Source organism: Micromonospora sp. NRRL B-16802 (assembly GCF_001279555.1).
Lineage (GTDB): Bacteria > Actinomycetota > Actinomycetes > Mycobacteriales > Micromonosporaceae > Micromonospora > Micromonospora profundi.
On the sequence record NZ_LGEB01000097.1, the window covers coordinates 79229 to 105040 of the forward strand.

The 25812-nt window shown below is 71.3% G+C and carries 23 protein-coding genes; 8 read left to right on the forward strand and 15 right to left on the reverse strand.

Features of this window, described 5'->3' with window-relative positions; all coding sequences use genetic code 11:
* The first annotated feature begins 26 nt into the window (after positions 1–26).
* Positions 27–3125, forward strand: a complete 3099-nt coding sequence (locus ADK66_RS32640; RefSeq protein WP_304438236.1) for a S8 family serine peptidase — start codon at positions 27–29, stop codon at positions 3123–3125.
* 128 nt (positions 3126–3253) lie between these two features.
* Here ADK66_RS32640 and ADK66_RS25845 read toward each other — a convergent pair whose 3' ends face one another.
* Positions 3254–4021 carry a hypothetical protein gene (locus tag ADK66_RS25845; protein WP_053659717.1) on the reverse strand — a complete coding sequence of 256 codons (768 nt, stop codon included), beginning with the start codon at positions 4019–4021 and terminating at the stop codon, positions 3254–3256.
* A 125-nt stretch (positions 4022–4146) separates the two neighbouring features.
* Positions 4147–5715: an NAD(P)/FAD-dependent oxidoreductase gene (locus ADK66_RS25850; protein ID WP_053659719.1), complete on the reverse strand. Its 1569-nt coding sequence runs from the start codon at positions 5713–5715 to the stop codon at positions 4147–4149.
* 184 nt (positions 5716–5899) lie between these two features.
* Here ADK66_RS25850 and ADK66_RS25855 point away from each other — a divergent pair, with 184 nt between their 5' ends.
* The 4 genes from ADK66_RS25855 (at position 5900) to ADK66_RS25870 (ending at position 8717) form a co-directional block, all read left to right on the forward strand.
* Complete coding sequence (locus ADK66_RS25855) at positions 5900–7135, forward strand: hypothetical protein (RefSeq protein ID WP_053659721.1); 1236 nt, start codon at positions 5900–5902, stop codon at positions 7133–7135.
* Between the two features lie 33 nt (positions 7136–7168).
* On the forward strand, positions 7169–7609 hold the full coding sequence (locus ADK66_RS25860) for a hypothetical protein (protein WP_053659724.1): 441 nt from the start codon (positions 7169–7171) through the stop codon (positions 7607–7609).
* 79 nt (positions 7610–7688) lie between these two features.
* A complete protein-coding gene (locus ADK66_RS25865) occupies positions 7689–8261 on the forward strand; it encodes a GNAT family N-acetyltransferase (RefSeq protein ID WP_053659726.1) in 573 nt (190 codons plus the stop codon).
* 42 nt (positions 8262–8303) lie between these two features.
* On the forward strand, positions 8304–8717 hold the full coding sequence (locus tag ADK66_RS25870; protein WP_053659728.1) for a hypothetical protein: 414 nt from the start codon (positions 8304–8306) through the stop codon (positions 8715–8717).
* A gap of 135 nt (positions 8718–8852) precedes the next feature.
* On the opposite strand, the gene ADK66_RS25875 is transcribed toward ADK66_RS25870, so the two are convergent.
* The 6 genes from ADK66_RS25875 to ADK66_RS25900 form a co-directional block, all read right to left on the reverse strand.
* Entirely contained in the window at positions 8853–9920 is a 1068-nt protein-coding gene (locus ADK66_RS25875) for an ABC transporter ATP-binding protein (protein WP_053659730.1), read from the reverse strand.
* Positions 9917–10732, reverse strand: a complete 816-nt coding sequence (locus tag ADK66_RS25880; RefSeq protein ID WP_053659731.1) for an ABC transporter permease — start codon at positions 10730–10732, stop codon at positions 9917–9919. Before ADK66_RS25880 ends, ADK66_RS25875 begins: the two co-directional genes overlap by 4 nt.
* Entirely contained in the window at positions 10729–11523 is a 795-nt protein-coding gene (gene modA, locus ADK66_RS25885; RefSeq protein ID WP_053659733.1) for a molybdate ABC transporter substrate-binding protein, read from the reverse strand. The genes ADK66_RS25880 and modA overlap by 4 nt, the downstream gene beginning before the upstream one ends.
* On the reverse strand, positions 11520–11942 hold the full coding sequence (locus ADK66_RS25890; protein WP_053659735.1) for a molybdopterin-binding protein: 423 nt from the start codon (positions 11940–11942) through the stop codon (positions 11520–11522). Before ADK66_RS25890 ends, modA begins: the two co-directional genes overlap by 4 nt.
* A gap of 222 nt (positions 11943–12164) precedes the next feature.
* The gene (gene smpB / locus ADK66_RS25895) at positions 12165–12656 is read right to left on the reverse strand and encodes an SsrA-binding protein SmpB (protein WP_053659737.1); all 492 of its coding nucleotides are present in this window, start codon (positions 12654–12656) and stop codon (positions 12165–12167) included.
* A gap of 25 nt (positions 12657–12681) precedes the next feature.
* Positions 12682–14859: a hypothetical protein gene (locus ADK66_RS25900; RefSeq protein WP_231640195.1), complete on the reverse strand. Its 2178-nt coding sequence runs from the start codon at positions 14857–14859 to the stop codon at positions 12682–12684.
* Positions 14860–15147: 288 nt separating this feature from the next.
* Here ADK66_RS25900 and ADK66_RS25905 point away from each other — a divergent pair, with 288 nt between their 5' ends.
* Positions 15148–17115, forward strand: a complete 1968-nt coding sequence (locus tag ADK66_RS25905) for an ABC transporter ATP-binding protein (protein WP_053660072.1) — start codon at positions 15148–15150, stop codon at positions 17113–17115.
* Between the two features lie 55 nt (positions 17116–17170).
* Here the strand turns inward: ADK66_RS25905 and ADK66_RS25910 are convergent, their stop codons facing one another.
* From ADK66_RS25910 to ADK66_RS25940, 7 genes are all read right to left on the reverse strand, one after another.
* Positions 17171–17686 carry an NUDIX domain-containing protein gene (locus ADK66_RS25910; RefSeq protein WP_053659741.1) on the reverse strand — a complete coding sequence of 172 codons (516 nt, stop codon included), beginning with the start codon at positions 17684–17686 and terminating at the stop codon, positions 17171–17173.
* A 149-nt stretch (positions 17687–17835) separates the two neighbouring features.
* A complete protein-coding gene (locus tag ADK66_RS25915; protein WP_209273261.1) occupies positions 17836–18474 on the reverse strand; it encodes an SRPBCC family protein in 639 nt (212 codons plus the stop codon).
* 2 nt (positions 18475–18476) lie between these two features.
* Positions 18477–18839 (reverse strand): helix-turn-helix transcriptional regulator, encoded by a 363-nt coding sequence (locus ADK66_RS25920; RefSeq protein ID WP_053659745.1) that lies wholly within the window; start codon positions 18837–18839, stop codon positions 18477–18479.
* Positions 18840–18979: 140 nt separating this feature from the next.
* On the reverse strand, positions 18980–20356 hold the full coding sequence (locus tag ADK66_RS25925) for a GH1 family beta-glucosidase (protein WP_053659748.1): 1377 nt from the start codon (positions 20354–20356) through the stop codon (positions 18980–18982).
* A 29-nt stretch (positions 20357–20385) separates the two neighbouring features.
* A complete protein-coding gene (locus ADK66_RS25930; protein ID WP_053659749.1) occupies positions 20386–21225 on the reverse strand; it encodes a carbohydrate ABC transporter permease in 840 nt (279 codons plus the stop codon).
* On the reverse strand, positions 21218–22210 hold the full coding sequence (locus tag ADK66_RS25935; RefSeq protein WP_053660075.1) for a carbohydrate ABC transporter permease: 993 nt from the start codon (positions 22208–22210) through the stop codon (positions 21218–21220). Before ADK66_RS25935 ends, ADK66_RS25930 begins: the two co-directional genes overlap by 8 nt.
* A gap of 70 nt (positions 22211–22280) precedes the next feature.
* On the reverse strand, positions 22281–23579 hold the full coding sequence (locus tag ADK66_RS25940) for a sugar ABC transporter substrate-binding protein (protein ID WP_053659751.1): 1299 nt from the start codon (positions 23577–23579) through the stop codon (positions 22281–22283).
* Between the two features lie 233 nt (positions 23580–23812).
* Here ADK66_RS25940 and ADK66_RS25945 point away from each other — a divergent pair, with 233 nt between their 5' ends.
* Together ADK66_RS25945 and ADK66_RS25950 are read left to right on the forward strand one after the other, a co-directional pair.
* Entirely contained in the window at positions 23813–25018 is a 1206-nt protein-coding gene (locus ADK66_RS25945) for an ROK family transcriptional regulator (protein WP_053659753.1), read from the forward strand.
* A gap of 436 nt (positions 25019–25454) precedes the next feature.
* A complete protein-coding gene (locus ADK66_RS25950) occupies positions 25455–25811 on the forward strand; it encodes a YciI family protein (protein ID WP_053659755.1) in 357 nt (118 codons plus the stop codon).
* The last annotated feature ends 1 nt before the right edge of the window (position 25812 follow it).

Genomic DNA, 25812 nt, shown 5'->3' on the forward strand with positions numbered 1-25812 from the left:
ACAGGGGAGCACGCGAAAGGAGTCTCGTGACCAACAGCACGAGCAGAGCCAGGCTGCGGCGATTGGCGATACCGACGCTGGTCGTCGCCATGATCACCGGCACAACCGGTGTCGCGGCATCGGCAGCCCCCGGCGACCAGCCGGCCACCAGCGGCCCGGGTTACTTCTCCGCCGGGTCCGACCGGACTGTCACCCTTACCGACGGCAACGACCGCCGGCCCGGCGGCGCCGACGCGGCCAACCGCCAGGCCGCCCCGGGCGAGACCGTCCCCGGCATGTACGTCGTCGAACTGACCGACGAGCCGCTGGCCACGTACACCGGTGATGTTTCCGGGCTGGCCCGGACCCGCCCGGCGGCGGGCGATCGTCTGGACGTGACGTCGGCGCCGTCGAAGGCGTACCGGGGACACCTGGACGCGCAGCGGGCAGCCGTCGCCAAGGCGGCCGGGGTCAAGGTCAACGGGGCCTACACGACCGCCTTCAACGGCTTCTCGGCGAAGCTGACGGCCCAGCAGGTGACCGCCCTGCGGGCGGACAAGCGCGTCCGTGCCGTCACCGCTGCGCGAGCGCTCGGCATCAGGACAACGTTGCCAAGCGCGACCGCTGCCACCTCGACCGCTGCCGTTCCCCCCGGGGCCGCCGCTGTCGATTCGCCGACGCCGACCACGGGTGCGGACCGTCCCGGGCCGGACAAGCCCGGCAAGCCGGCCGAGCCGGTCAAGCCCGGTCCCGGCACGGGCGCGGGCATGGTGATCGGCGTGCTGGACACCGGCATCTGGCCGGAGAGCGCGTCGTTCGCCAAGAAGATGCCCGCTCCGGCGGGTTGGCGCGGCACCTGCCAGACCGGTGTCGCCTTCGTGGCTGAGCACTGCAACGGCAAGATCGTCGGTGCCCGGTACTTCGCCGACTCGTGGCTCGCCTACGGCGGCTCGATCCCCGAGGGCGAGATGTTGTCTCCCCGTGACATGTCCGGGCACGGCACCCACACCGCCTCCACGGCGGCGGGTCTGCCGGTGCGGAACGTCACGATCGACGGCCGCGACTTTGGTCCCGTCTCGGGGGTGGCGCCGGACGCCCAGATCGCCGTCTACAAGGTGCTCTGGGCCGGCACCGGCCTCGATGCCGACATCATCGCCGGCATCGACGCGGCCGTCGCCGACGGCGTGAACGTCATCAACTACTCGATCGGCTCCCAGTTCGGCGACTTCGAGGCCAACTCCCCGATCAACTTGGCGTTCCTCAACGCCACCGTGGCAGGGGTCTTCGTGGCGGCGTCGGCGGGCAACACCGGCATCGTGAGCGGGGCGATCAGCAACGCGGCGCCGTGGGTGACCACTGTCGGCGCGGCGGTGACGAAGCTCGACGAGGCGACCGCCACGTTGGGCGACGGCACGAAGCTCGTCGGCGGCTCACTCGACGCCATGCCCGGTGGCGGCTCGCGGCCGCTGGTCTTCGGCGAGCAGGCCGGCTCACCCGGGTTGGGTGCGGTCTACTGCGAGCCCGGCAGCCTCGACCCGGCCAAGATCAAGGGCAAGGTTGTCGCCTGCGCGCTCTCCGACCTGTTCGGGTCGGCCGCCGAGATCAAGGCCAAGGGCGGAGCCGCGATGGTGGTGTTCGACCCGGCCGGCAACTACCGGATCAACTCCATCTTCAACTTCCCGGTGCTCTACCTGCCCACCAAGAAGCAGGCCGGCACGTTCTTCACCTATCTGGTGCGCCACCTGACCGACGGGACTGTCACTCTGCGCAACGGCGGTGACGGCTCCAGCGTCCCGGGACTGCCCAGCGTCGCGGACTTCTCCTCCACCGGCCCGACCGGGACGGCCATGGGCGTCTCCAAGCCAGACCTGGTGGCGCCGGGGTCGAACATCATCGCGGCGGTGTCCCCGGCCGGCAACTTCGGGCGGAACTACGACGCGTACTCGGGCACCTCGATGGCCTCGCCGTACGTGGCGGGCGCGGCGGCGATCCTGCGCGCCACCCACCCGGACTGGTCGCCCGGCGCGGTCGCCTCGGCACTGCGCACCACCGCCACCGACACCGTCGGCACCAGCAGCCCTCTGGACCAGGGCAGCGGCTTCATCAACCTGGCCAAGGCCGCCGACCCCGGAGTGGTGATCGAACCGGCGGCGGCTGACCTGGTCAAGTTCAGCCAGACGGCACAGCCCGACGGCAGGGAACTCAACCAGCCGGCCATCTCGTTGCGCGAGTACGACGGCACCCGGCAGGTGACGCTGACCCGCACTCTCACCAACGTCGGCACGGCCCGGGAGACGTACCACTCGTCGGTGTCCGGCCTGGACGGCATGAAGGTCAACGTGACGCCGGCATCGGTGTCGCTGCAGCCGGGCCGGTCCGCGACGGTGACCATCACCCTGCGCCGGGGCAACGCGCCCTGGGACAGGTACGTGACCGGTGCGATCACCTGGAGCGGCAAGGCACACAGCGCCCGGATTCCGGTCGCCGCCCGGCCGTGGGGTATCAGCCCTCGGCCGTACGGCGACGACGGCGAGGAGTTCGGCCGGATGGTCAACGGCGCGTTCGGCTCGATCCAGCCGGGCTTCACGGGGCCGCTCGCCGCCCGCAGCACCGGCTACACGCCGATGGTGCGCAAGGCGTACTCGATGCCGGCCGGCGTCGACGGCGGGGTGTTCGACCCGAACGCCACCGGAGTGAAGAAGGTCGACTTCACCGTGCCGGCGAACACCGCCGGCATCGTCGTCCAGCTCAAGACCGACAACCCGAACGCGAACCTGGATCTGTACCTGTACAAGGGTGACACCCTGATCCATCGCAGCGACAGGGGCTGGACCAGCGACGAGCAGGCGTACAAGTTCCTGCCCGAGCCGGGGCGCTACACGGCGTACGTGTTCGCCCAGGTGCCCGGTGGTCCGGTCGTCAACTTCGAGTTGGCCCACGCCATCATCGGCCGTAACGCCACGTACTCGCCGGCCACGCTGACCGTCCCTCGCACGGCGGAGCGCGGCATGACGACCAACTTCACCCTGACGCCCAAGACGCCGCTTCCCGCTGAGGGCGAAGTCTGGGGCTACACCGAGTGGAGCACCAACGGCACGGTCATCCCCGGAAACCTCGTCTACACGCAACGAAGCTCCTGGGAGTAACAGGTACCGACCGGTGGGGTGGTGCGTCCCGCACGCGCCACCCCACCGGTGTGTCATCCGCGCCAGACCAGCGGCTGCGCCGACCGGCCGCCGTCGACGGCCACGCCCGTGGGCGGCAGTGCGAGCGTCTAGCGCTGCCAGGCGTCGAGGGTCCGCACGCCGTCGCGTACCGCCTGGTCGAGGACTGCCGGGTTGCCGCTGGTGCCCTCCCAGCCCTGGTCGTTGAACACAGTGACCGCGCCGTCGACGCGCGCCACCGCGATCTGGCTGGTGGCGGTGTCGCCGGTGCGGTCTCCGTTCAGGCTCGTCTCGGCCCACGTCCGGGTCAGCAGCAGGGCTTCGTCGCCGGCCCCGGGCAGCGCGCGGCTCTCGACTTTCACCGGGTTGTCGCCCTGCTTGTAGGTGGGGCACGCCTGCACGGCGCTGCGAACGCGCTGCATGTAGTCCGAGGCGCCGTCGCCGTCGAAGGTGAAAATGGTCTGGTGGATCATGCCCTGCGGAACGTTGGAGGGTGGTTCGTCGGCCTTCTTGTAGGTGACGGTCATGGCGGCGCTCGCGGTCACCTGCCGCCCGCCGGTGCCGAACTCGTTGGCGCACAACTTCGGTAGGGCGTTGGACACGGGCGTTGTCTGTCGAGGGGACTTGCGCAGCTCGGGAGGCAGCTCGAAGAAGGCCGACGTGGGAATCGTCGTCGGCCGGGCGCTGGCCGTCGGTGATGGTTGGTCGCTCGGGTTCGTCGAGGTCGCCACAGCCGTCGGTGACGGCGCCGCCGACCCCGAACCGGTCGGAGGCGCACCGTCGGTGCAGGCCGTGCCCATCGTGACGGTGCCGAGCAGTGGCACGATCAGCGCGAGGACCTTCGTCGCCCGGGTGGTCGGTGGTGCGTACCGGCTCATGGTTACCCCCATCTCCACACCAGCAGTTTCCGTCGATCGGTACGCCGAAACGCGCACGGCCGCATCGACACGCCGCACGACGGCGCGTTCGCGCCTCGCGTCCCCGAGCCCGCCGTCCCGGTGCCTCAGGCCAGTGGCAGCTCTGGGGTCCGCTCACCGTCACCGGTCGCGCGCACCCCGGCCCGCGCCGTGATCGGGGCCGTGATGATGCGACTCGGCAGCACCGGCGCGTCCCGGCCCGTGCCCCGCCGGCCGTCGCGGTCGCCGTCGCCGGAGGACTGCTCGTGGTAGTCCTGCTCCACGTTCACCGACCAGACGTCGTGCGTACTGCCGGTGGCGATGTTCTCGACGGTGAGCATCGCGGTGAGCATCGAATGGTCCTGGTTGTTGTAGCGGTGCATGCCGTTGCGCCCCACCGGGTGCACGTTCGGCACAGCCCCGGCCAGCCACGACCGGATCACGTCCACGTTGTGCTGGTAGCGCTCGTCGTACACCGGGTAGGCCTTCGGCATCCGCACCACGTGACCGGCCTCCACCACGCCGGGCCGGACCAACCCCAACCGCTCCAGCTCCGCGCTGGCCAGCGCCACGAGGTCGGCGTCCGGGGTACGCCACATCTCGTCGTCCTCGAACACGAAGTACTCCAGGCCCAGGCAGGTGCGGCCGTCCTTGACGAGGTACGGCGACCAGGAGCCGAAGTTCTGGATCCGGCCGACCCGCACCGCCGGATCGTGCACGTAGATCCAGTTGTCCGGGAACGAGAACTCCGCGGGCACCACCAGTGCGACAGTCAGGAAGTCCCGGTAGCGCAGGTCGGCGGCGCAGGCCAGCACCTCCGGCGGCGCGGCCGGGCGCAGCGCCGCCACCAGCTCCGAGATCGGCATTGACGAGATCACGTCGTCGGTGGGCACTGTGCGCTGCCCGCCCGTGCCGTTGACCGTCACGCTTATCGCCCGCCGTCGCACTGGGTCGCGGTGCACGGCCGTCACCCAGGTGCCGGTGGACAGTTGCCCGCCGCGCTGGCGTACCTGCTCGGCGCAGCGTTCCCACATCATTCCCGGCCCGTACTTCGGGTACTGGAACTCCTCGATCAGGCTTGTCACGTCGGTGCGCCGCCGCCGGGGCAGCACCGCGTTGCGGATCGCCGTGGCCAATGACAGGTTCTTGATTCGCTGCGCGGCCCAGTCGGCCTGCAACCGGTCCGCGGGCATACCCCAGACCTTCTCGGTGTACGTCTTGAAGAAGATCGAATACAGCCGCCAGCCGAACCGGGCCGACACCCAACCCTCGAAGTGCGACTGGTCCTTCGGCGGGCGCAGCCGAGCCCGGGCGTACGAGCCGAGACAGCGTACGGCCTCCGGCAGCCCCAGGTTGCGCAGCGCGTTCGTGGCGCTGAGTGGGTAGTTGAACAGGGCGCCCCGGTAGAAGATCCGGCTCATTCGGGGTCGGGTCAGGAAGTCCTCGTCCGGCAGGATCTCGTGCCAGAACGCCTCCACCCGGGCGACCTTTGTGAAGAACCGGTGCCCGCCGATGTCGAACCGCCACCCGTCGCGCTCCACGGTCCGGCTGATTCCGCCGACCACCTCGTCGGCCTCGAAGACCTGGACCGGCCGGCCGTGTCGGAGCAGCTCGTAGGCGGCGGTGAGCCCCGCCGGCCCCGCACCGATGACCACTGTGCCGTGCTGCTCGCTCATGTCGCCGTACTCCCTGCTCACTGCCGCTGTTGAGGCACGGCGCGTACCCGCTTTGCGGCAGTTGTCACCTTCGCGACGCCGTGGTGCTGAGTTTCCGCTCCGTCCGCGCGCGATGGGGCGTACAACAGAAAGGGGCGAACCCCCGCGCGGCGGATGGGCCGGTCGGACCGGGGGAGCGGGGCGGATGCACCGGTGGCGAAGGGGCCGGCGACCGGCGGCGCTGGCCGCGCGGGTGGTCGGCGGGGCCGACGCCGCCACGCGCCTGGCCCGCCGGGTGCCGGCGCCCTGGCCGTACGTGATCGGACTGTTCCTCGGCGCGAAGCTGCTGTTCACGCTCGTCGGGCTGCTGACCCTGCACGCCTGGGACGGCGTCCCCGGAGCGCCGCCGCCGGACGAGACGTTGATGTGGGCGCAGCAGCGGGAGGTCTCCGGGCACCGGTGGATCTCGTTCTGGTTCGCCTGGGACGCGCTGCTCTACCTGCGGCTCAGCGAACTGCCGTTGACCGGAGCGCCGTGGAACGACTTCGGGTTTCCGCTGCTGTATCCGTTCCTGGCCCGGCCGGTCGGCGCGCTGCTCGGCGGCGACAACGCGCTGGCCCTGCTCTTGATCAGCAACGTGGCGTTCCTGCTGGCCCTCTGGTACGGCTACCGACTGGCCGAGGTGCTGCTCGGCGACGCGGACGCCGCCCGCCGGTTCACCAGGTACCTGGTGCTGCTGCCGACCGCGTTCCTGTTCCAGGCGGCGCTCACCGAGTCGCTGTTCGTCTGCCTCGCGTTGGCCGCGTTCTACTACGCCGAGCGGGGCCGGTGGCTGCTTGTCGGCGTGGTCGGCTACTTCCTGGCGATGAGCCGGTCGGTCGGCCTGCTCGTCGCGCTGCCGCTGGCGCTGGTGCTGCTGCGCCAGCACGACTGGCGGCTCGGCCCTCGCAGCCTGCTCGGATACCTGCGGATCGGCTGGCCGTTGCTGCTGCTGCCCGCCGGCTGGTTCACCTTCATGGCGTTCTGCCGGTGGCGTGGCGGGGACTGGTTCGCCTACCAGCACGCCCAGCAGACCGGCTGGGGGATCGAGGTGCAGAACCCGGTGCCGGTGCTGCTTGACGGGTTGACCGGGGAACCGCGCGACGCCGTCCGGGTCGCCTTCGCCGTTGTCGTGCTGGCGATCCTGGCCGCCGGGTTCCGCCGCCGCGACGTGGCCTACGTGGTCTACGGAGTGCTCATGGTGCTGGTGCCGCTGTCGATGGGGCCGCCGGTCTACAAGAGCCTGCTGCGTTACCTGCTCGCGGTGTTCCCGGTCGCCCTGGTGCTGGCCCGCTGGGCACGCCGGGCCACCGTCGACGTGTGGTTGACAGCGGCGCTCGCCGTGGTGCAGGGCGCGCTGTTCGTGCTCTGGCTCAGTTACTGGACCCACATGATCATCTGATTGGACCGCCCTCGGCCGGGGCAGGTTGAGGCGATGACCGAGCCACGGGTGAGCCTCGACGATCTGGGCGCCTGGCTGATCAAGGGCAATGCCGACAGGGTCGACCTGACCAGCCGATTCGCCAGGGATCCCCGGGTGACCAACTGGTGCGTACGTCCCGGCTACCGGGCGCTGTTGATGCGCGCCGGGCAGCCTGTGGTGTTCTGGGCCAGCGGCAGCCGCGCCCGCCTGCCGTACGGGGTGTGGGGGATCGGCCGGGTCACCGGGCCGGCCGAGCCGGACCCGCCCGGGCAGACCTGGTCGGTGCCACTGGACCTGGTGATCCTCGACGAGGCGGACCGGGTGCCCCGGCAGCGACTGCGCGCCGACGACCGGCTCGCTGCCCTGGAGGTCTTCCGCCAGCCGCAGGCCGCCAACCCGTCGTACCTCACTGTCGCCCAGTTCGCCGCCTTGCGGACACACCTGCCGGTCTGAGCGCGGGGGCCGGCGGTGCTGCGGCGTACCGGCCTGTGCGAGTCTGCTACCCGTCGTCCGACGCGTACCTGGAGGCCCGGTGTTCGCCCTGCCGCTGACCGACGAGGTCGAGCTACGCCCGCTGGAACCCTGGCGGGCCGAGGAGTTCCTCGCCAACCTTGACCGGTCGCGGGAGCACATCCTGCCCTGGGTGTCGTCGACATTCGTCGCCACCGACCTGCCGTCGGCCCGCGCGGTCTTGCAGCGCTACGCCGACCGCTGGGCCAGCGACAGCGGCGGCATCTGGGGACTGTGGCGGCAGGGGAGGTTGATCGGCGGGGTCATGTTCGTGTCGTTCGACGTCACCATTGGCGTCTGCGAGGTCGGCTGCTGGCTGGAGCCGGCCGCGCAGGGGCGGGGCTTGATGGCCCCCGCGATCCGCCGGATCATCGACTGGGCGGTACGCGAGCGTGGCATCCACCGGGTCGAGTGGCGGACCAACGCCGACAACGCCCGCAGCATCGCCCTGGCCCGCCGGCTCGGCCTGCGCCACGACGGCACCCTGCGGCAGGTCTATCCGGGTCCGAACGGCCGCATCGACCTGCAGATCTGGTCGGTGCTGGCTCCCGAGTGGCTGGCCCGGCAGGCGGATCCGGAGTCGACCGTCCACTGACGACTGCTGATTTCTGTCGTACCCGGGCGGCACCATGCATCCATGGCCGTTCCCGCGCTCACCCCTCATTCCGACCCGCCGCGTTCCGTGCCGCTGCGTGAGGCGCGCACCCGGTTCAGTCAGCTCGTCGCATTGGCCGAGCTGACCGACGCGGTCACCGTCGTCACCCGCGACGGCGATCCCCGCCCGGTCGCCGCGATCGTCCCCGCCGCAGCCGCCCGCAGTGGCGCCCAGGCCCGCGCCGACGCCGACCGGCTCGCCGCGGTCACCGCCGGTTGGGCCCGCCGCCTCGACGAGCAGCATCGCCGCAGCAGCCAACGGCACGCCGCCGAGTTGGGCGCGGTCCGAGCGGCGCTGGCCGAGGTGTGGGCCGAGCTGGATCGTCGAGTCGTCCCGGGCAGCGACCCGTCATTGGCGCGGCTGCGCGCAGCCCACGCCGACCTGCTCGCCGGCTGACCGCGCCCGAGACCGAATGGGCCGTGCTCGCGCGCGGCTGAGCAGGTCCGCCGTGCCGGGCGTGCGGGTGTGCCGGGTCCGCGCGTGCCGGGTCCGCGCGTGCCGGTTGTGCGGGTGTGCCGGGCGTGCGAGGTGTCAGCCGGTGGCCGGGTAGGCGTTCGTTTCGGCGGCCTTGACCGCCACCCAGACCGGCTGGCCCGGAAGCAGCCGCAGGTGGGCGGCGGCGGCCGGCGTGACGTCGGCTGCCACTCCGATCGGCCCGTCGACCTGCACCCGCACGTTGTCACCGTGTCGTTGGACGCCGACGACAGTGCCAGCCCAGATGTTGCGCGGGCTGCCTTCCGGGCGGGTCGGGTGCAGGGCCACCGCGGCCGGCCGGAACGCGACGAACGCCTCGCCGTCCAGCCGGTCGGCGACGGTCAGGGTCAGCTCCGGTGCGACCCGCACGCGGTGCCCGTCGGCCCGACCCCGATAGAGGTTCAGCCCGACCAGCCGGGCCACGTAGTCGGTGCGTGGGCGGGCGGTGACGCTCGGCCCGTCCCCTTCCTGCACCACCCGGCCACCCTCCACGATGACCAGACGGTCGGCCAGCGCCAGCGCGTCCAGCGGATCGTGGGTGACAAGCACCGTCGCGCCCGGGTGCGCGGCCAGGTGTCGATGCAGCTCCGCGCGGGTGTCCAGTCGGGTACGAGCGTCCAGCGCGGCGAGTGGTTCGTCCAGCAGCAGCAGTGACGGTGTCACGGCCAGCGCGCGGGCCAGCGCGACACGCTGCGCCTGACCGCCGGAGAGCTGCCGGGGCCTGCGGTGCTCCTGACCGGTCAGACCCACCCGGTCGAGCCAGCCCTGGGCCGTGGCACGCGCGGCCCGCCGGTCGACGCCGTGCCGGCGCGGCCCGAACGCCACATTGTCCAGCGCGCTGAGGTGGGGAAAGAGCAGGTAGTCCTGGAAGACCACGCCGACCGACCGGCGTTCGGTGGGCACCCAAGCGCGCGTCGCCGGGCGGTCCAGGTCGACGCCATCGAGGGTGACGTGCCCGTCGGTGAGCGGATGCAGCCCGGCCAGCGCGCGCAACGCAGTGGTCTTGCCGGCGCCGTTCGGGCCGAGCAGCGCGACCACCTCGCCGGGCGCGACCCGCAGCGGCACGTCGAGCCGGAAGGCGGCCCGGTCGACGACGAGCCGGGCGTCGAGCAGCGGCCCGCTCATGCGCTTGTCAACCAGCGGTCCCGCAGCGCCGCCAGGATTCCCACCGAGACGACGAGCAGCACCAGACTGAGCACTATGGCGGCCTCCAGGTCGGTCTCCAACGCCAGATAGACGGCGAGCGGCATGGTCTGCGTCCGGCCGGGATAGTTGCCGGCGAAGGTGATGGTGGCGCCGAACTCGCCGAGCGCCCGCGCCCAGCACAACACCGCACCGGCGGCCAGCCCGGGCGCCACAAGCGGCAGCGTGACGTGGGTGAATGTCGTCCAACGGCTGGCGCCCAACGTCGCGGCTGCCTCCTCGTAGCGGTGGTCGGCGGCGCGCAGCGCACCCTCCACGGCGATGACCAGGAACGGCATGGCGACGAACGCCTCGGCCAGCACGACACCGGCGGTGGTGAACGGCAGCGTGATGCCGAACGTGGAGTCGAGCCAGCCGCCGAGCAGCCCGCGCCTGCCGAAGACCAGCAGCAGCGCCACGCCACCGACCACCGGCGGCAGCACCAGCGGTACGGTGACCAGCGCACGGACCAGCCGGCGACCGGGAAACTCGACCCGGGCGAGCAGCCAGGCCAGCGGCACCCCGAGCAGCAGACAGAGCAGTGTGGCGAGGGTGGCGGTCTGCACCGACAGCCGTAGCGCGGTCAGTGCACCAGGCTCGGTGAGCCGCTGCGGCAATGTCGTCCACGGCGCCCGGATCACCAGCCCGGCCAGCGGCAGGACGAGAAAGAGCAGACCCAGCCCGGCCGGGATCAGCAGCGCCGCCGGCACCCGACCGCGTCGGTGCGGCACGGCGACCGTGTGGACCCGGCTCACGGCGACTGGAAACCGGCCCCGGCGAGGACCACCTGGGCCGGCGCCGAGCGGACGTACGCGACGAAGGCCCGCGCGCCGGCCGGATTCGGCGCGTCCTTCAGCGCGACGATCGGGTAGTCGTTGACCGCCCGCGCCGACTCGGGAAACTCGACGCCCGTCACGTCCGCGCTCGCCGCCCGCGCATCCGTTCGGTAGACGAGGGCGGCGTCGACCTCGCCCAGCTTCACCTTGGCCAACGCGCCCCTGACGTCCCGCTCAAGGGTCACCGGGGTCAACGCGACGCCGGCTGCGTCGAGGGCCGACCGGGCCGCTGCGCCGCAGGGCACCTGGTCGGCGCAGAGCGCCACCTTCACGCCCCGCCGGGTCAGGTCGGCCAGCCCGGTCAACGCCTTCGGATTGCCGGCGGGCACCGCGATCACCAGTTGGTTGCGGGCGAAGGTGACAGGCGTGCCGTCGGCGTTGCCGGCCTCGGCCACCGTCGTCATGTTCCGTGGTGCGGCCGAGGCGAAGACGTCCGCCGGTGCGCCCTGGTTGACCTGGTTGGCGAGGGCGGAGCTGCCGGCGAAGTTGAAGGTCACGGTGGTGCCCGGGTTGGCGGCCTCGAAATCCGCACCGAGCCTGGTGAACGACTCGGTCAGCGAGGCCGCCGCGAACACCGTCACGGTTCCGGTGACCCGGCCGTCCGCGCTGCCGCCCGGCGCGGGATCACCGCTGTTGCCGCATCCGGTCATCGCCAGCCCGGCCACCGCCACCAGGAGGGCCACCACCCCGCGCGTCGCCCGCGTCCTCATCCGTCTGACCTTCCCCTGGTCGGTGAGGGCGCGGCCCGCTCCACCACCACGGTCGTCGACTTGATCACCGCGACGGCCATCGACCCGACCCGCAGGTCGAGCTCGTCGACGGCCTCCCGGCTCAGCAGCGACACGATTCGGAACGGCCCGGCCTGGATGTCGACCTGGGCCATCACTGTGTCCTTGCGGACGTCCACGACGATGCCGCGCAGCCGGTTGCGGGCGGAGGAGAACTCGGCGCCCGCCTCCGGGTCCGCGGCCCGGGCGCGGGCGAAGGCGGCGAGGTCGACGCCGTCGATGACGCGGTGGCCGTGCTCGTCGCGCCCGGCGGGCAGTCTCCCGGCGTCCACCCAGCGACGGATGGTGTCGGCGCTGACCCCGAGCAGGTCGGCCGCCTCACCGATCCGGAACATCGTCACCGGCTCACCCTAGCGTCCGCACCTGCAAGCAGGTAAGGCATGGGACGCCAGCATCCGCAATAGCAAACGGGCTAGGAAGACAGCAGATGCGCCGTCCGGGCCTCGACCCATCCGCATGATCGTTCTTGATCCTGGATCGAAGGGTGCCGGTGAGGCCACCTTCCTGATTCGAGCGCGATCATCAGCGCGCAGCGCAGCGCAGCGGGCGTGGCGCATTGGGGGTCAGGGGCGGCGCGGGTGGCCCTTGAGGTGCCGGCCCAGTTCGCGGGCGATCTCCCGGTTGGCGTCCCGTTCGGCAAGCGTCTGCCGCTTGTCGTACGAGCGCTTGCCCTTGGCCAGGGCCAGCTCGACCTTGGCGTAGCCGTTCTCGAAGTACATCGACAGCGGCACCAGGGTCACCCCGCCCTCGCGGACCTTGTCCAGGATCCGGTCGATCTCGGCCCGGTGCAGCAGCAGCTTGCGGTTGCGGCGGGGAGCGTGGTTGGTCCACGTGCCGTAGGCGTATTCGGCGATGTGTAGGCCGTACAGCACGATCTCGCCGTCGCGCTCGTGGGCGAACGCGTCCACCAGCGAGGCCCGCCCCTCGCGCAGCGACTTCACCTCGGTGCCGACGAGCACGATTCCCGCCTCGTACGTGCGCAGCACCGTGTATTCGTGCCGTGCCTTCTTGTTGGAGGCGATCAGTCGGCGTTGCGGCTGTTGGGACCTGCTCACGCGGTGACGATATCCGGCCGCCGGGTCAGCCGGCGCGCAGCCGGCCGGCCAGGTCCCGTACGGCCGCCGCGAACTCCTCCTGCGACTCGCAGGGCAGGTGCGCGAGGATCGGCGGCGGCACACTGTCGCTCGCCGGCGGCATGACGTCCTGCGGATCCTTCAACCGGCGGTCCACGGTCGCGGGCGGGCCGGTCAGCGTCTCGGTGGTGCCAGGCCGGTGCGCGGCGAAGATCCAGCCGCCGATCGGGTCGGTGTCGCGCCACAGGTTGAGCCAGCGCCAGCCGACCCGCTGACCGACCTCGTGCAGCACCTCCTCGTCGACGTACGCGGGAAACAGCCGCGAGTACAGCCGTTGCAGTGGGGACCCGTACGTCAACAGGGCCACCCGGTCACTGACCCGAGGTGGTAGTTGCAGCACGGTGGCGGCGAGCAGCACCGAGCCGTGACTGTGCCCGGCTAGCAGCACACCGTTGCCCTGGTCCACGAGGTAGGTGATCCGTTTGGTCAGCTCCGGCACGGCCCGCTCGGCGTAGCAGGGCGGGGCGAACGGGTGCGCGGCCCGGGGCCAGAAGGTCCCCAGGTCCCACAGCACGCCGACGTACCGGCGGAACGGCGCCGTGCGGTAGGCGAAGATGCCGCCGAGGACCAGCCCGGCGATGATGAAGGCGATCGCGTAGCTGCCCAGCCCGATCATGAAGTTGACCAGGCCGACGGGCACCCCGATGAAGCGTTGCAGCATGTCGCCGGGCTGGAGCTGCATAATGCCCAGCGCGCTTGTCGCCAGGCCCAGCGCGATCAGGCAGGCGTACACCACTGTCAGCGGCTCCAGCCGCTCGGTGAACCGGGCTCGGGCCACGGCACGCTCGACCTGCCGCAGTCGCCGCCCCGCCTCCGGCGGCGCGTCCGGGAAGTCGGCCGCCACGATCGCGGCCGCCGCCCGCCTCCGCTGCCGCCGAGTCAGCATGGTGATCGCCCAGGCGACCAGCAGCGCGGTCATCACCGCAAGGAAAAACCCGAAGATCGCCCATTTGTACGCCAGCGGTGGGCTGGTTCCCAGGGCGTCGGCGGTGTCCCCGTCGCGGTCCAGCAGGTCCGACACCCGGTAGACCAACTCGGCGGAGAACGCCACGCCGAGCCCGGCGGCGATCGTGACGAACACGGGCGTACCCAGTGCGCGCAACGCCCCACCCCGTTGCCCGGCGCCGCGACCCCAGAGGACGACCGCGGCGAGGATGAGCACCAGCACGGTCTGGCTGACGAACAGGCAGGCCATGATCGCGCTGTATCCGGGGAGTGAACCCCCCTGCGGCCAGGGTGCCGGACTCCTGACGATGTGCGCGATCACCAGGATCGTCAGACCGCAGGTGACTGTGCGCAGCGCGCGGATGAGGCCGTCCATTCGGCGTTCCCGGCCGAGCCTGTCGATGACCTGCACAGAGGTGAGCAACCCCAGACAGGTGAGCAGCACCGCTCCGCACGCCACCAGCAGCACCACCATCACCGCCGAGGAGTGCTGGCTCGACCGGGCGACCAGCAGGCTGCCGTCCAGAGTGGCGAACGCGGCCGCCACGTGCACCGAACGCAGCCGCCCGACCAGCGGAGCGGCGTCCCACTGGCCGACGCCGCTCAGCCGGTGCGCCGAAGTCTGCTGCACCGGGGTCCGGAAGGCATCGAACGACTGGCCCTGGCGCGAACTCAGCCACCAGACGAGTCCGATGGCGGCGACCGGAACCACCGACAGCACCCCCAGCCGTACCCCCGGCGACCGTCCGGAGAGCCACGACAGCCAGCTCCGCCCGTTCGTGCACGACGGGGTGCCGATGCAGCGCCAGGCGACCAGGTCCAGCGCGCCTCCGACGATGGCCAGGACGTAGAGCATCGTGAGGGTCAGCGCGAGCACCCGGCACAGCGCGAGGACGGCACGCTTCGAGGCGTGGCTTCCCGGGCGCATCCACAACGCCACATTGCAGAGCATGAAGGGCAGCAGGAACACCAGCGACAGGGTCCGCATGGCTGTCCCGGACGGCAGGTCACTCCACCGGTACGCCTCCAGCGTCACCCCGCCCGGTCCGGTGGCGCCCGGATAGCCGGCGCGGGGGCGGTAGAAGCCGCCGTTGCGGTCCCCGGCGACCTGCTCGAGGTGCGGACGGTTGAGCACCTGGTCGGCGCCCGCTCTGGAGACGCCGTGTACACGCAGCTCCACGACCTGGCCCGATGTCGTCGGTCCGGTCGGTGACGCGTCCGCCATGGGCCCCCCGAGGTGTGCGCGGCAGTCGGGCGGGTCGGCGGTGTACGCCCGACCGCGCGGCCCACCGTCTTACCCGTCCAGGGCCCGGCCAACCGTGCCTCGCGTCGGTGAGGGTGCGGGCAGGATGACGTGTTCCTGACACACCCGCACGACGCGCCGGTTACGTGAAGACATCGTGTGATTGCCCGCAGTAGTCTCGGCCGGCGTCCGTGCCCCTGCCATCGAGGAGCGTCCGTGGAGTCGATGGCCCGCCAGCGCACCGCTGGCCCGGACGACGATCCGCCGGGCGATCCGTCGGGCGACCCGCCGTCGGGCGGCACCATGCTCCCGGAGTTGGAGGACCGCGACTGGTTGCACCACGCGCAGGAGTTCGCCCACACCAGCTTCTGGGCCGTGGCCCGCCGACTGCCCCGGCTGGTCCGGGAAGCGGTCGGGCTGGCCTGGTCCACCAACCGTCGCGACACCATCGCCTCCATCGGCCTCAACATCGCCGCTGGCGTGATGACCACGTTCGGCCTGCTCGCCACCACCAGCGTGTTGCGTGAACTGTTCGCCGCCGGCCCCACGCCCGACCGGGTTCGTTCCGCTCTGCCGGCGCTGGTCGTGGCCGCGGCGGCGGTGTCGGCGCGTGGCGGCCTGACGATCGCGGCCGGCTGGGCCCAGGCCCGGCTGATCCCGCAGATCAACTACCAGGTGGAGCTGCGGCTGTTCGAGGCCACCACGGCGGTGGACCTGGCGGCGTTCGACGACGCCGGCTTCGCCGAGGAGATGGACCGTGCGCGCGACCGGGGGATGGCCGAGGCGGCGTTCATCGTCGACCACACCGTCAACCTGGTAACCGGTGTGGTCGGGATGCTCGCCACCGCCGTCGCGGTGACAGTCATCCAGCCACTGCTGCTGCCCTGTCTGCTGCTGGCGGCTGTGCCACAGGCGATCACGGCGGTGCGGATGGCCCGCCGGGAGTACCTGGCGATGCTGGCCCGGATCACCCGTCGGCGGCGGATGTGGATGCTGGCCCACCTGATGGCCAACCGGCGCACCGCCGCCGAGGTGCGCGCGTACCAGATGCGCGACTTCCTGCTCGCCGAATACCGCAGCGTGATGACCGTGGAGACCCGTGCCCACCTGCGGTTGGTCCGCGCGCAGACCGGCACGCGGGTGGGCGGCGCCGCCGTGGCGGGGCTTGCCACGTTCGGGGTGTACGCGGTCCTGGGCGGCCTGCTGCTCAACGGGATGGTCGCCCTAGCCGCCGCGGCCACCGCCCTGTTGGCCCTGCAATCCGCGCGGACCAGCCTCGGCGTCGCGGTCGTCTCCACCAACTCGCTCTACGAGGACGCCCTCTACTACCAGGACTACCGCGACTTCCTGGCCCGCGCCCACGCCCGGGTGCCGATCGGCGGCGATCGGGTGACCGACGGCGTCGACGTCATCGAGTTGGACGAGGTGAGCCTGACCTACCCGGACACCGACGCTCCAGCGGTCGACCGGGTCAGTCTGACCGTCCGCCGGGGTGAGGTGATCGCGTTGGTCGGTGAGAACGGCTCCGGCAAGACCACGCTGGCCAAGCTGATCGCGGGGCTCTACCGACCGACCGGCGGGGTGATCCGCTGGGACGGCGTCGACGCTGCCGAACTGGACCCGCGTACCCTCGGCGCGCAGGTGGCCGTGATGACCCAGGAGTGGTGGAAGTTCCCGTTCACCGCCGGGCAGAACATCCGTGTCGGTCGGCACGACCGCCCGCCGGACCGACCCGGCCCGAGCGTGCAGGAGGCAGCAGCCTCGGCGGCGGCCCACGACATGATCGTCGGTCTGCCGCATGGCTACGACACCCTGTTGGACAGGGAGTTCAAGGATGGCCAGGAGCTGTCCGGCGGGCAGTGGCAGCGGCTGGTCGCCGCCCGTGGCCTCTACCGCGACGCCGCCCTGCTCATCTGTGACGAGCCGTCCGCCGCCCTGGACGCCCGCGCCGAACACGCCCTGTTCCAGCACCTGCGCCGTCGACCCGACCGGGCGGTCGTGCTGATCACCCACCGGCTGGCAAACGTCCGACACGCCGATCGGATCTTCGTGATGGAGCGGGGTCGCCTCGTTCAGCACGGCAACCACGACGAGCTGATGGCGTCCGACGGCCTCTACCGCGAGCTGTTCGACCTACAGGCCGCCGGCTACCTGGCCAACGCCCAAGCGAGCCGTCCCGCTGACACCCGATAGCCCGCCGTGCCCGGGCTGACCTCAAGATGGTCACACTCTCCTGGGGCGCGGTCAGTCAGGCGGTGCGGCGGGCCGTGAGGAAGTCGGCGAGTACCTGCGTGTGGGTGGAGAACGCCAGCTCAACCGGGTCGGTGACCACCAGCCACTCGGTCGCCTCCTCGGTCGGCGCCGATGGCGGCAGTTCCTCGGTCGCCCGCTCGGGCAGCACTCCGAAGATCATCATCGTGCCGCCCGCGGTGGCGCTGTGCACAGCGAAGAGCCGCACGTCCTGGGCAGCTGCGATCAGCCCGGTCTCCTCCCGCAACTCCCGGACCACCGCGTCGGACCACTCCTCGCCGTACTCGATGAAGCCGCCGGGCAGCGCGAGCAGCCCGCGGGCCGGCTCGATGTCCCGGCGGACCACCACCACGCCCAGGCCGTCGGCGGTGCGGACCGGCAACACCGCGACCGCGACGGGCAGTGGATTGCGCCAGACCGTCTCGCCGCAGACGGGGCAGATCCTCGGCCACCCGGCGTCCGGCCGGTAGGCGGCGCCGCAGTAGGAGCAGTGCGAGTACGGCGTACCGGTCATGCCGCAGCACGTTACCCGGGCCGCTGCCCGCACACCCGGTCGTGCGAACGACGGAAGCCCGCCGCCCGCACGCCCGGAAGCGCCGCCGCCCGCACGCCCGGAAGCCCGCCGCAGCCGCGCTGCGGGCGCGGCAGACCGTCGGGTCGGGCTCAGCTCGCCGGGGCGCCGGTGTAGAAGGAGGTGGTGCGCTCGGCGGCGGCCTTCGCCTCGTCGGCGTCGGTGCCGGCGGCGATGCTTGCCTCGCCCCACAGTTGGCTGCTCAACTCCATGAACCGACGTCCCTCGTCGGAGGCGGTCCACTCGGCGCTGTCCTCCGGGCGGACGCCGCTGCCGTCGCCGGCCAGGTACGAGGCGAGCCCGAGCAGGCCCAGATCCCAGCCCACGCCGACGGCACCCGGCCCGAACTGGGCCCACCGGTCCTGGTCGACGTGCGCGATGTGGTCGAGTTCGAAGCGGGTGCGTTCGGTGTCGACGGGGGTGAGGCGTACCTCGATCCAGCTGACCTCGCCGCCGTACTCCCAGGTTGCGGTGAAGCGGTGCGGCGGGTCGCAGCTCTCGATGGTGCCGCCGGCGTTGTCTTTGAGCTGGTACGTGCCGTGCAGCCGCAGGTCACCGGTGATCGGCAGGAACCAGCGGGGGATGCGTTCGGCGTTGGTGCAGGCGTCCCAGAGATCCTCGACGGTCGTCTGGTACGTCTGGCTGACGGTGCTGACCCGGGCCTCGCCGGCCTCCAGGGTGCGGCTGCCGACAGTGCGCTGAACGGCGTTGATCTGCTCGATGGTGTCCATTATTAGTTCCTCTCGTCGGGTCTATCGGAGGCTTCGCGTAGCCGGCGTTCGCGTCGGCCCCGGGCCAGTTCGGTGGCGAGGGCGGCCAGCGGTGGCGTCCAGAACCGGCGGAAGTGCTCCAGCCAGCCGTCCACCTCGCGCAGCGGGCGCGGGTCGACGGCGTAGAGCCGCCGGGTGCCGTCCGGCCGTACGGTGGCGAAGCCGTTGTCCCGCAGCACCTTGAGGTGCTGGGACACGGCGGGTTGGGAGATGCCGAACTCGTCGCGGATGACCGCGCTGACCGCGCCGGCGGTCTGCTCGCCGTCGGCGAGCAGCTCCAGGATGCGGCGCCGGACCGGATCGCCCAGCACGTCGAAGGCGTGCACGACGACATTTATATCAGCGACGGCTTATTTAAGCCAAGCCTGATGGGCACCTGGCGGGTCGCGTGTCGTCGGCCAGGAACGGAGAAGGCCGCCCGGGGCGCCGACGAGGCACCCCGGACGGCCTGTCTCGCCGACCCCGTTCAGGCCACCGGCGTCACGGCGCCGGCCGCCCCGGCGAGACGCTGGTGGGCGCGGATCAGCTCCGCGTAGCGCAGGCCGCTCGCCTTGACCGTCCGACGCTGGGTCGTGTAGTCCACGTGCACGAGCCCGAAGCGCTTGTCGTAGCCGTACGCCCACTCGAAGTTGTCAAGCAGGGACCAGACGAAGTAGCCGTCCAGCGGCACGCCCCGGGCCACCGCCGCCGCACACGCCGCCAGGTGCTGCTCCAGGTGGTCGGTGCGCTCCTTGTCCTCGACCGTGCCGTCCGCGGTGACCTCGTCCGGCCACGCCGAGCCGCTCTCGGTGACGATGATCTTCCCCGGCCGGTACTCCTCGTGGACCTCGACAAGCAGCCGTTCCAACCCTGCCGGGTACGTCTCCCAGCCCATCGCGGTCTGCACCGCGCCGGGCACCGGCACCTGCCGGGCGTACGGCGGCGGCCCGGCCGGGTCGTCGACAACCAGTTGCCGGAAGTAGTAGTTCACTCCGAGGAAGTCGGTGGGCGTGGCGATGACCGCCAGGTCGTCGCCACGTACCGGGGGCTCGACCCCGTAGGTGGCGATCATGTCGGCGGGGTAGCCACGCCCGTGGATCGGGTCGAGCCACCAGCGGTTGACGTGCCCGTCGGCCCGCAGCGCTGCCGCGACGTCCTCGGGCCGGTCGGTGGCCGCCTCGATCGGGCTGAGGTTGAGCACCAGCCCCACCGACGCCGGCCGGGTGGCGTTGGCCCGGATCGCCTGGGTGGCCAGGCCGTGCCCGAGCAGCACGTGGTGCGAGGTGTGCACGGCCCGGGTCAGGTCCCGCTCGCCCGGGGCCATCTTTCCCTCCAGGTGCCCGATCCACGACACGCAGAGCGGCTCGTTGACGGTGTTCCAGTCCGCCACCCGGTCGCCGAGGCGGGCGGCGACGACCGCCGCGTAGTCGGCGAACGCCTCGGCCGTGGCGCGCAGCGGCCAGCCGCCGGAATCCTGGAGGGCCTGCGGCAGATCCCAGTGGTAGAGCGTCACGAACGGTCGGATCCCGTCGGCGAGCAGCGCGTCGACGAGCCGGTCGTAGAAGTCCAGACCGGCCGAGTTGACAGGCCCGACACCGCCGGGCCGCACCCGGGGCCAGGCCACCGAGAAACGGTACGCGTCGACGCCGAGCCGGCGCAGCAGCGCCACATCCTCCGGCCACCTGTGGTAGTGGTCGCAGGCCACCGCGCCGGTGTCGCCGTTGTCGACGTTGCCGGGCGTCGCCGAGAAGGTGTCCCAGATGGACGGTGCCCGGCCGTCGACGTCGACGGCCCCCTCGATCTGGTACGCCGCGGTGGCCACGCCCCAGAGGAAGTCGGGTGGCAGCTTGGACAGGTCCGGCACGGGTCGGCTCTCCTCTGGGGTTGGGTGGCTCACTTGACAGCGCCGGCGGTGAGACCGGCGACGAAGTACCGCTGGAGGGCCAGGAACCCGGCGACGACGGGGATGCTGACCACAAGCGAGGCCGCCATGATCTGGTTCCAGTAGACGTTGAACTGGGTGGAGTAGCCCTGCAGGCCCACGGCCAGGGTGCGGCTGCCCTCGTCGGTCATCACCGAGGCGAAGAGCACCTCACCCCAGGCGGTCATGAACGCGTACACGGTGACGGCGACGACGCCCGGCACGGCTGCCGGCAGGATGACCCGGAACAGGATGCGCAGCGGCCCGGCCCCGTCGACCTGCGCCGCCTCGTCCAGCCCTCGGGGGATCGAGTCGAAGTAGCCGACGAGCATCCAGATCGAGAACGGCAGCGAGAAGGTCAGGTACGTGATGACCAGGCCGGTACGGCTGGCGTACAACTCGATGCCTGTGGCGTTGCCCAGGTTGACGTAGATGAGGAACAGCGGCAGCAGGAACAGGATGCCGGGGAACATCTGGGTGGACAGCACAGTCACAGAGAAGACGCCCCGCCCCCGGAACCGGTAGCGGCTCACCGCGAACGCCGCGAAGATGGCCACCGTCACCGAGCAGATCGCCGCGACGCTCGACACCACAAGGCTGTTCACCAGGTAGCGGGCCAGCGGCACCGTGCTCCACATGTCGACGAACGGTTGCAACGTGGGCCGACTGGGCCACCAGGTGAAGCCGTTCTGCACGTCCTGCAACGGTTTGGCCGCCGAGGTGACCATCACGTAGAGCGGGATGACGACGAAGAGGGTGAGCAGGGTCAGCACGATGCGCCGGCCCCAGCGTTCCCCGGCGGTCTCACGCATTGTCGTCCCTCCGACGGTTGGTGATCAGCAGGTACGCGGCCGAGACGACAAGCAGGAACAGCAGCAGCGCCACGGACATCGCCGAGCCGGAGCCGAAGTCCCAGGTCTTGAAGGAGCTGCGGTAGATGTGGATGGAGATCAGGTCGGCCTGCTCCGGCGCGGAGCCGCCGAAGAGGACGTACGGAGTGTTGAAGTCGTTGAACGTCCACAGGAACAGCACGAGCAGCAGCACCAGGTTCACCGGTCGCAGCATCGGCAGGGTGACCGAGCGCAGCCGCCGCCAGAATCCGGCGCCGTCGATCGCGGCGGCCTCGTACAGCTCGCCCGGGACGTTCTGCAGACCGGCCATCAGGCACAGGAACGCGAACGGCCAGTTGCGCCACACCGACACGATCAGCAGCGACCAGAAGCTGTTGTCGCCGATCAGCCAGAACGGTCGCTCGCCGAGCACACCGAGCTGGTCGACGAGGACATGGTTGACCAGGCCGGTGTCCCGTTGCAGCAGGAAGCTCCAGGTGATCACGGCGGCGTAGACCGGCAGGGCGTACGGGGTGAGGAAGAGCGCCCGCAGGATCGCCCGACCCCGGAAGGGCCGTTGCAGGACGACCGCCGCCGCGATGCCGAGCAGCCAGGCGAACGCGACCGATAGCACGCTGTAGGCCAGGGTGATCCAGAACGAGTGCAGCAGCTCGCGGCCGGCAGCGCTGTTGAAGTCGAGCGTCGCCCGGTAGTTCTCCAGCCCGATGAAGGGCGCCGTTGACCAGTTCCGGATGTGGAACTGGGTGAGCTCCAGCAGGCTCATCCAGACCCCGACCACCATCGGAACCACGTGGATGGCGAGTTCCAGCACGACGGCCGGTGCGAGCAGCAGGTACGGCAGGAGCGATCGGCGGGGGCCACGGGGCCTGCGTGCCGGCGTCCGGGCCGATGACCCGGCGAGGGGTTCGTGCCGGTCGGCGTCCGGCGCGGTGGTGCTGGTTGCCATCGGGGTCCTCTCGGAGGCGGTGGCCGTGGCCGGGCTCAGCACCCGACCCCGGCCACCGGTGACGCCTGGGTCAGCGCATCTTCTGCTGCGCGTCGGTCAGCTTCGCCTTCACCGATTCCTCGGTGACCGGCTTGCCGCTGGCCGCGTCGGCGAACAGCTCCTTCATCGCGGTGCCGACGAGGGTCTCGAAGGTGCTCTCGTCGGGCACCTGCGGCAGCGGGGCGGCGGTGGTGGCCAGGGTCTCCTGGATGACCTTCTGCTCCGGAGCGCTGAACGCCGGGGCGGAACTCGCCGTCTTCACCGCCGGCAGCGACCCGTAGGTGCCGTTGAGGATCGTCTGCTCCTCGTCGCTGGTCATGAACTTCACGAAGCTCAGTGCGCCGTCGCGGTTCTTCGTGTGCTTGAAGACCGCCATGTTGATGCCGGCGACCATGCTGTTGACCTTCTTGCCACCGGCCGGCGGGTTGGCCAGGAACGGCACCGGGGCCACCCCGTACGCGTCAGCGGGCATGTTCTGCGTCTTCAGGTTCGATCCGGCGGACTGCCACAGCAGCATGGCGGCCTTGCCGTTGGCGAAGTCGGAGACGGACTGGTTCTGCGCGTACTCGGCGTTGCTCGGATTGGTGATCTTGTCGGCGGCCATGAAGTCGATGTACCGCTTGATGGCCGAGACGTTCTGCGGGCTGTCGAATGTCGGCTTGCCGGCCGGGTCGAACCACTCGCCGCCGTACTGCTGGCTGAAGGTGAAGGCGTGGTGGGCGTTCTCCGACGGGTTGGCCCCCTCGATCGCCAGGCCCCACTTGCCTCCGGTGCTGAGCTTCCTGCCGTACTCGGCGAGCTGTTCCCAGGTGGTCGGCGGCGCGGTGATGCCGGCGTCGGCGAACGCCTTCTTGTTGTAGTACAGGCTGTAGGCCATGCTGTAGAGCGGCACGGCGGCCGGCGGCTTGCCGGGGGCGCCGGCGGCGGCGAGCGCGGCGGGCACGATCCGGTCCTTGCCGCCGACGGCAGTCAGGGCGGCGTCGTCGAACTCGACGAGCGCGCCGGTGGCCTGCAGGGAGGCCGACCAGGTGTTGCCGATGTTGACCACGTCCGGGCCCTTGCCGGATGCGGCGGCGGCGAGCAGCCGGTTGAGCAGGTCCGACCAGGGGACGACCTCGACGGTGACCTTGATGCCGGTCTGCTTCTCGAACTTGTCCAGCTCCGGCTGGAGGATCGTCTTGTCGGCCTCCAGGCTGGCGCCCTGGTTGCTGGCCCAGTAGGTGAGGGTCTTGCTCGATCCGGCGGAGTCGTCGCCGGAGCCGCCGCAGGCCGTCAGCGAGGCGGCGGCCAGTACGGCGGCGGCGAATATCCCGAGGTGTCGTCTCGACACGGTCAGCCCTTCCGGTGCGTGGTGGGGGTCCGCCGGCGTCCGTCGTCGATAGGGGTGAGGCGACGGAGGGCCGGCTGCGGACGGAGGTCGGGGCACGTCACCGGAGGCCGGCAGCGTTTCCCCTGACTTACATCACGGCTTAATGAATGTCGTCATTAAAGTTCCTGTCCAGTGGGTCGTCAAGCACGGGGCGGTTACAGTCGCTCGAACGGCCGAGGGGAACGAGGTGCCGAGTGGAGTTGGCGCGTGCCACCAACCGCAGTGTGCGGCTGCGCAACCGGTCCGCCCTGCTGACCAGGCTCTTCCTCGACGGCCCGCTCACCCGTCAGGACCTGGTTCGCGGCACCGGGCTCAGCCAACCGGCGGTGAGCAACGTGGTGGCCGACCTGATCGACGAGAAAGTGGTCGTCGAGGCCGGCGCCGCCGAATCCGACGGCGGTCGGCCCAGCATGCTCCTGCGGGTCGCCTCCCGGTTCGCGTTCGTGGTCGGTGTGGACGTCGGCGAGACCCGGGTCCGGGTGGAACTGTTCGACTTCGCCATGGCCCTGTTGGCGAGCGTCGAGTACCCGCTCGACCCGGCGCGCACCGAACCCGACGTGGTGGCCGGGCACGTGCTGGCCGGCATCGAGGCCGTGACCGGCCAGGCGCAGGTGGCCGCCAGCGACGTACTCGGCGTCGGCATCGGTGTCTCCGGGGTGGTCGAGCAGGGCGTCGAGGCAGTGGTGCACGCCCAGGCCCTCGGCTGGGACCGGGTGCCGCTGGAGCGACTGATCGGCGCCGGCACCGACCTGCCACTGCACATCGACAACGGCGCCAAGACCCTCGGCCAGGCCGAAATGTGGTTCGGTGCCGGCCGGGGCGCGCGGCACGCCGTCTTCGCGCTTGTCGGATCCGGCGTCGGCGCGTCAGTGGTGACCAACGGCGCCACCTACCGGGGCGCGTCCAGCAGCGCGGGGGAGTGGGGGCACACCACCCTTGTGTACGGCGGGCGTGCCTGCCGGTGTGGCGCACGCGGCTGCCTGGAGGCGTACGTGGGGGCGGAGGCGATCATCGACCGCTACCGGGAGGCGCGCCGAGGTCGAGCCGTGCCGGGTGAGGACGAGGAATCGCAGCTCGCCGCGCTCGTCGCCGCAGCCGGGACCTCGGCCACCGCCCGCCGTGTGCTTGACGAGACCGCCGGTTACCTCGGCGCCGGGGTGGCCAACCTGATCAACCTGTTCAACCCGGAGCGGGTGGTGCTCGGCGGGTGGGCGGCGATGGCGCTGGGCGACCTGCTGCCCGCCGTCCGGGAGGCCGCCGGACGGCAGGCGCTGCGCCAGCCGTACGAACAGACGTCGATCGAGCTGTGCCGGCTCGGGGTGGACGCCGTCGCGTTGGGCGCCGCCACCCTGCCGATCGCCCGGTTCCTCACCGAGGGTGGCGTCCGCCGCCGAGGGTAAAGCGCCCAGATCGAACCTGCGGGATAAGAAGCAGTCACCGTCTCCCTCGGTGGCGTCGGCACCATCAACCGGGTGATCAACAACGCCGGCGGGACCGCGAACGCGGCCAACCAGCAGGTGTCCCTGACCACCTACCCCTGACCTGGGCGCCCACCGGCCCGGCACCGCCGAAGCCGGGCCGGCCGGGTCGCACCGTGGGCCAGACCGGCGTCGCACCACCTTCTGCCTCCCCGCCACGGCACGACATCGCAGCCGTACACGCTGGTCATCGGCCGTCACCGGCGTACCGCCGAAGCTGTCCGGCGGTCCCGGCGCACGCCCGCGGCCCGGACCGGCGCGAAAGTTCCTGCCGGCGGCCTGTCGTGGTGGGCGGCGGCCGTTCGTGTAGAGGATGGGACATCGGCACCGGGCCGGGTCGTCGCCGCGAGGAGGAACGATGACGCTGTACCTGCTCAGCATCCAGCAGCCCCACGGTGAACAGCCGCCGGAGCCGGAGTTCCTGGCCGGGGTGATGCGCCAGGTCGGCGAGCTGCGCGACGAGCTGTCCGCCGCCGGTTCGTGGGTCTTCGGGCAGGGCCTGCACGGCCCGGAGACCGCCACGGTCCTGCGCGCCCGCGACGGCGACGTGCTGATCACCGACGGGCCGTTCGTCGAGGGCAAGGAGTACCTCGGTGGCATCGTCGTCATCGACGTGCCGGACCTGGACGTCGCCCTGGCCTGGGGCCGCCGCTACGCGCTGGCCACCACCCTGCCGATCGAGGTCCGTCCGTTCCAGGGTGGATCCGGGGCCTGAA

Excerpts from the sequence above, each read along its gene's own strand:
- ADK66_RS25845 (WP_053659717.1), bottom strand. The coding sequence starts at position 4,021 with ATGAGCCGGTACGCACCACCGACCACCCGGGCGACGAAGGTCCTCGCG.
- ADK66_RS25850 (WP_053659719.1), bottom strand. The coding sequence starts at position 5,715 with ATGAGCGAGCAGCACGGCACAGTGGTCATCGGTGCGGGGCCGGCGGGG.
- ADK66_RS25855 (WP_053659721.1), top strand. The coding sequence starts at position 5,900 with ATGCACCGGTGGCGAAGGGGCCGGCGACCGGCGGCGCTGGCCGCGCGG.
- ADK66_RS25860 (WP_053659724.1), top strand. The coding sequence starts at position 7,169 with ATGACCGAGCCACGGGTGAGCCTCGACGATCTGGGCGCCTGGCTGATC.
- ADK66_RS25870 (WP_053659728.1), top strand. The coding sequence starts at position 8,304 with ATGGCCGTTCCCGCGCTCACCCCTCATTCCGACCCGCCGCGTTCCGTG.
- ADK66_RS25875 (WP_053659730.1), bottom strand. The coding sequence starts at position 9,920 with ATGAGCGGGCCGCTGCTCGACGCCCGGCTCGTCGTCGACCGGGCCGCC.
- modA (WP_053659733.1), bottom strand. The coding sequence starts at position 11,523 with ATGAGGACGCGGGCGACGCGCGGGGTGGTGGCCCTCCTGGTGGCGGTG.
- ADK66_RS25905 (WP_053660072.1), top strand. The coding sequence starts at position 15,148 with ATGGCCCGCCAGCGCACCGCTGGCCCGGACGACGATCCGCCGGGCGAT.
- ADK66_RS25910 (WP_053659741.1), bottom strand. The coding sequence starts at position 17,686 with ATGACCGGTACGCCGTACTCGCACTGCTCCTACTGCGGCGCCGCCTAC.
- ADK66_RS25915 (WP_209273261.1), bottom strand. The coding sequence starts at position 18,474 with ATGGACACCATCGAGCAGATCAACGCCGTTCAGCGCACTGTCGGCAGC.
- ADK66_RS25930 (WP_053659749.1), bottom strand. The coding sequence starts at position 21,225 with ATGCGTGAGACCGCCGGGGAACGCTGGGGCCGGCGCATCGTGCTGACC.
- ADK66_RS25935 (WP_053660075.1), bottom strand. The coding sequence starts at position 22,210 with ATGGCAACCAGCACCACCGCGCCGGACGCCGACCGGCACGAACCCCTC.
- ADK66_RS25950 (WP_053659755.1), top strand. The coding sequence starts at position 25,455 with ATGACGCTGTACCTGCTCAGCATCCAGCAGCCCCACGGTGAACAGCCG.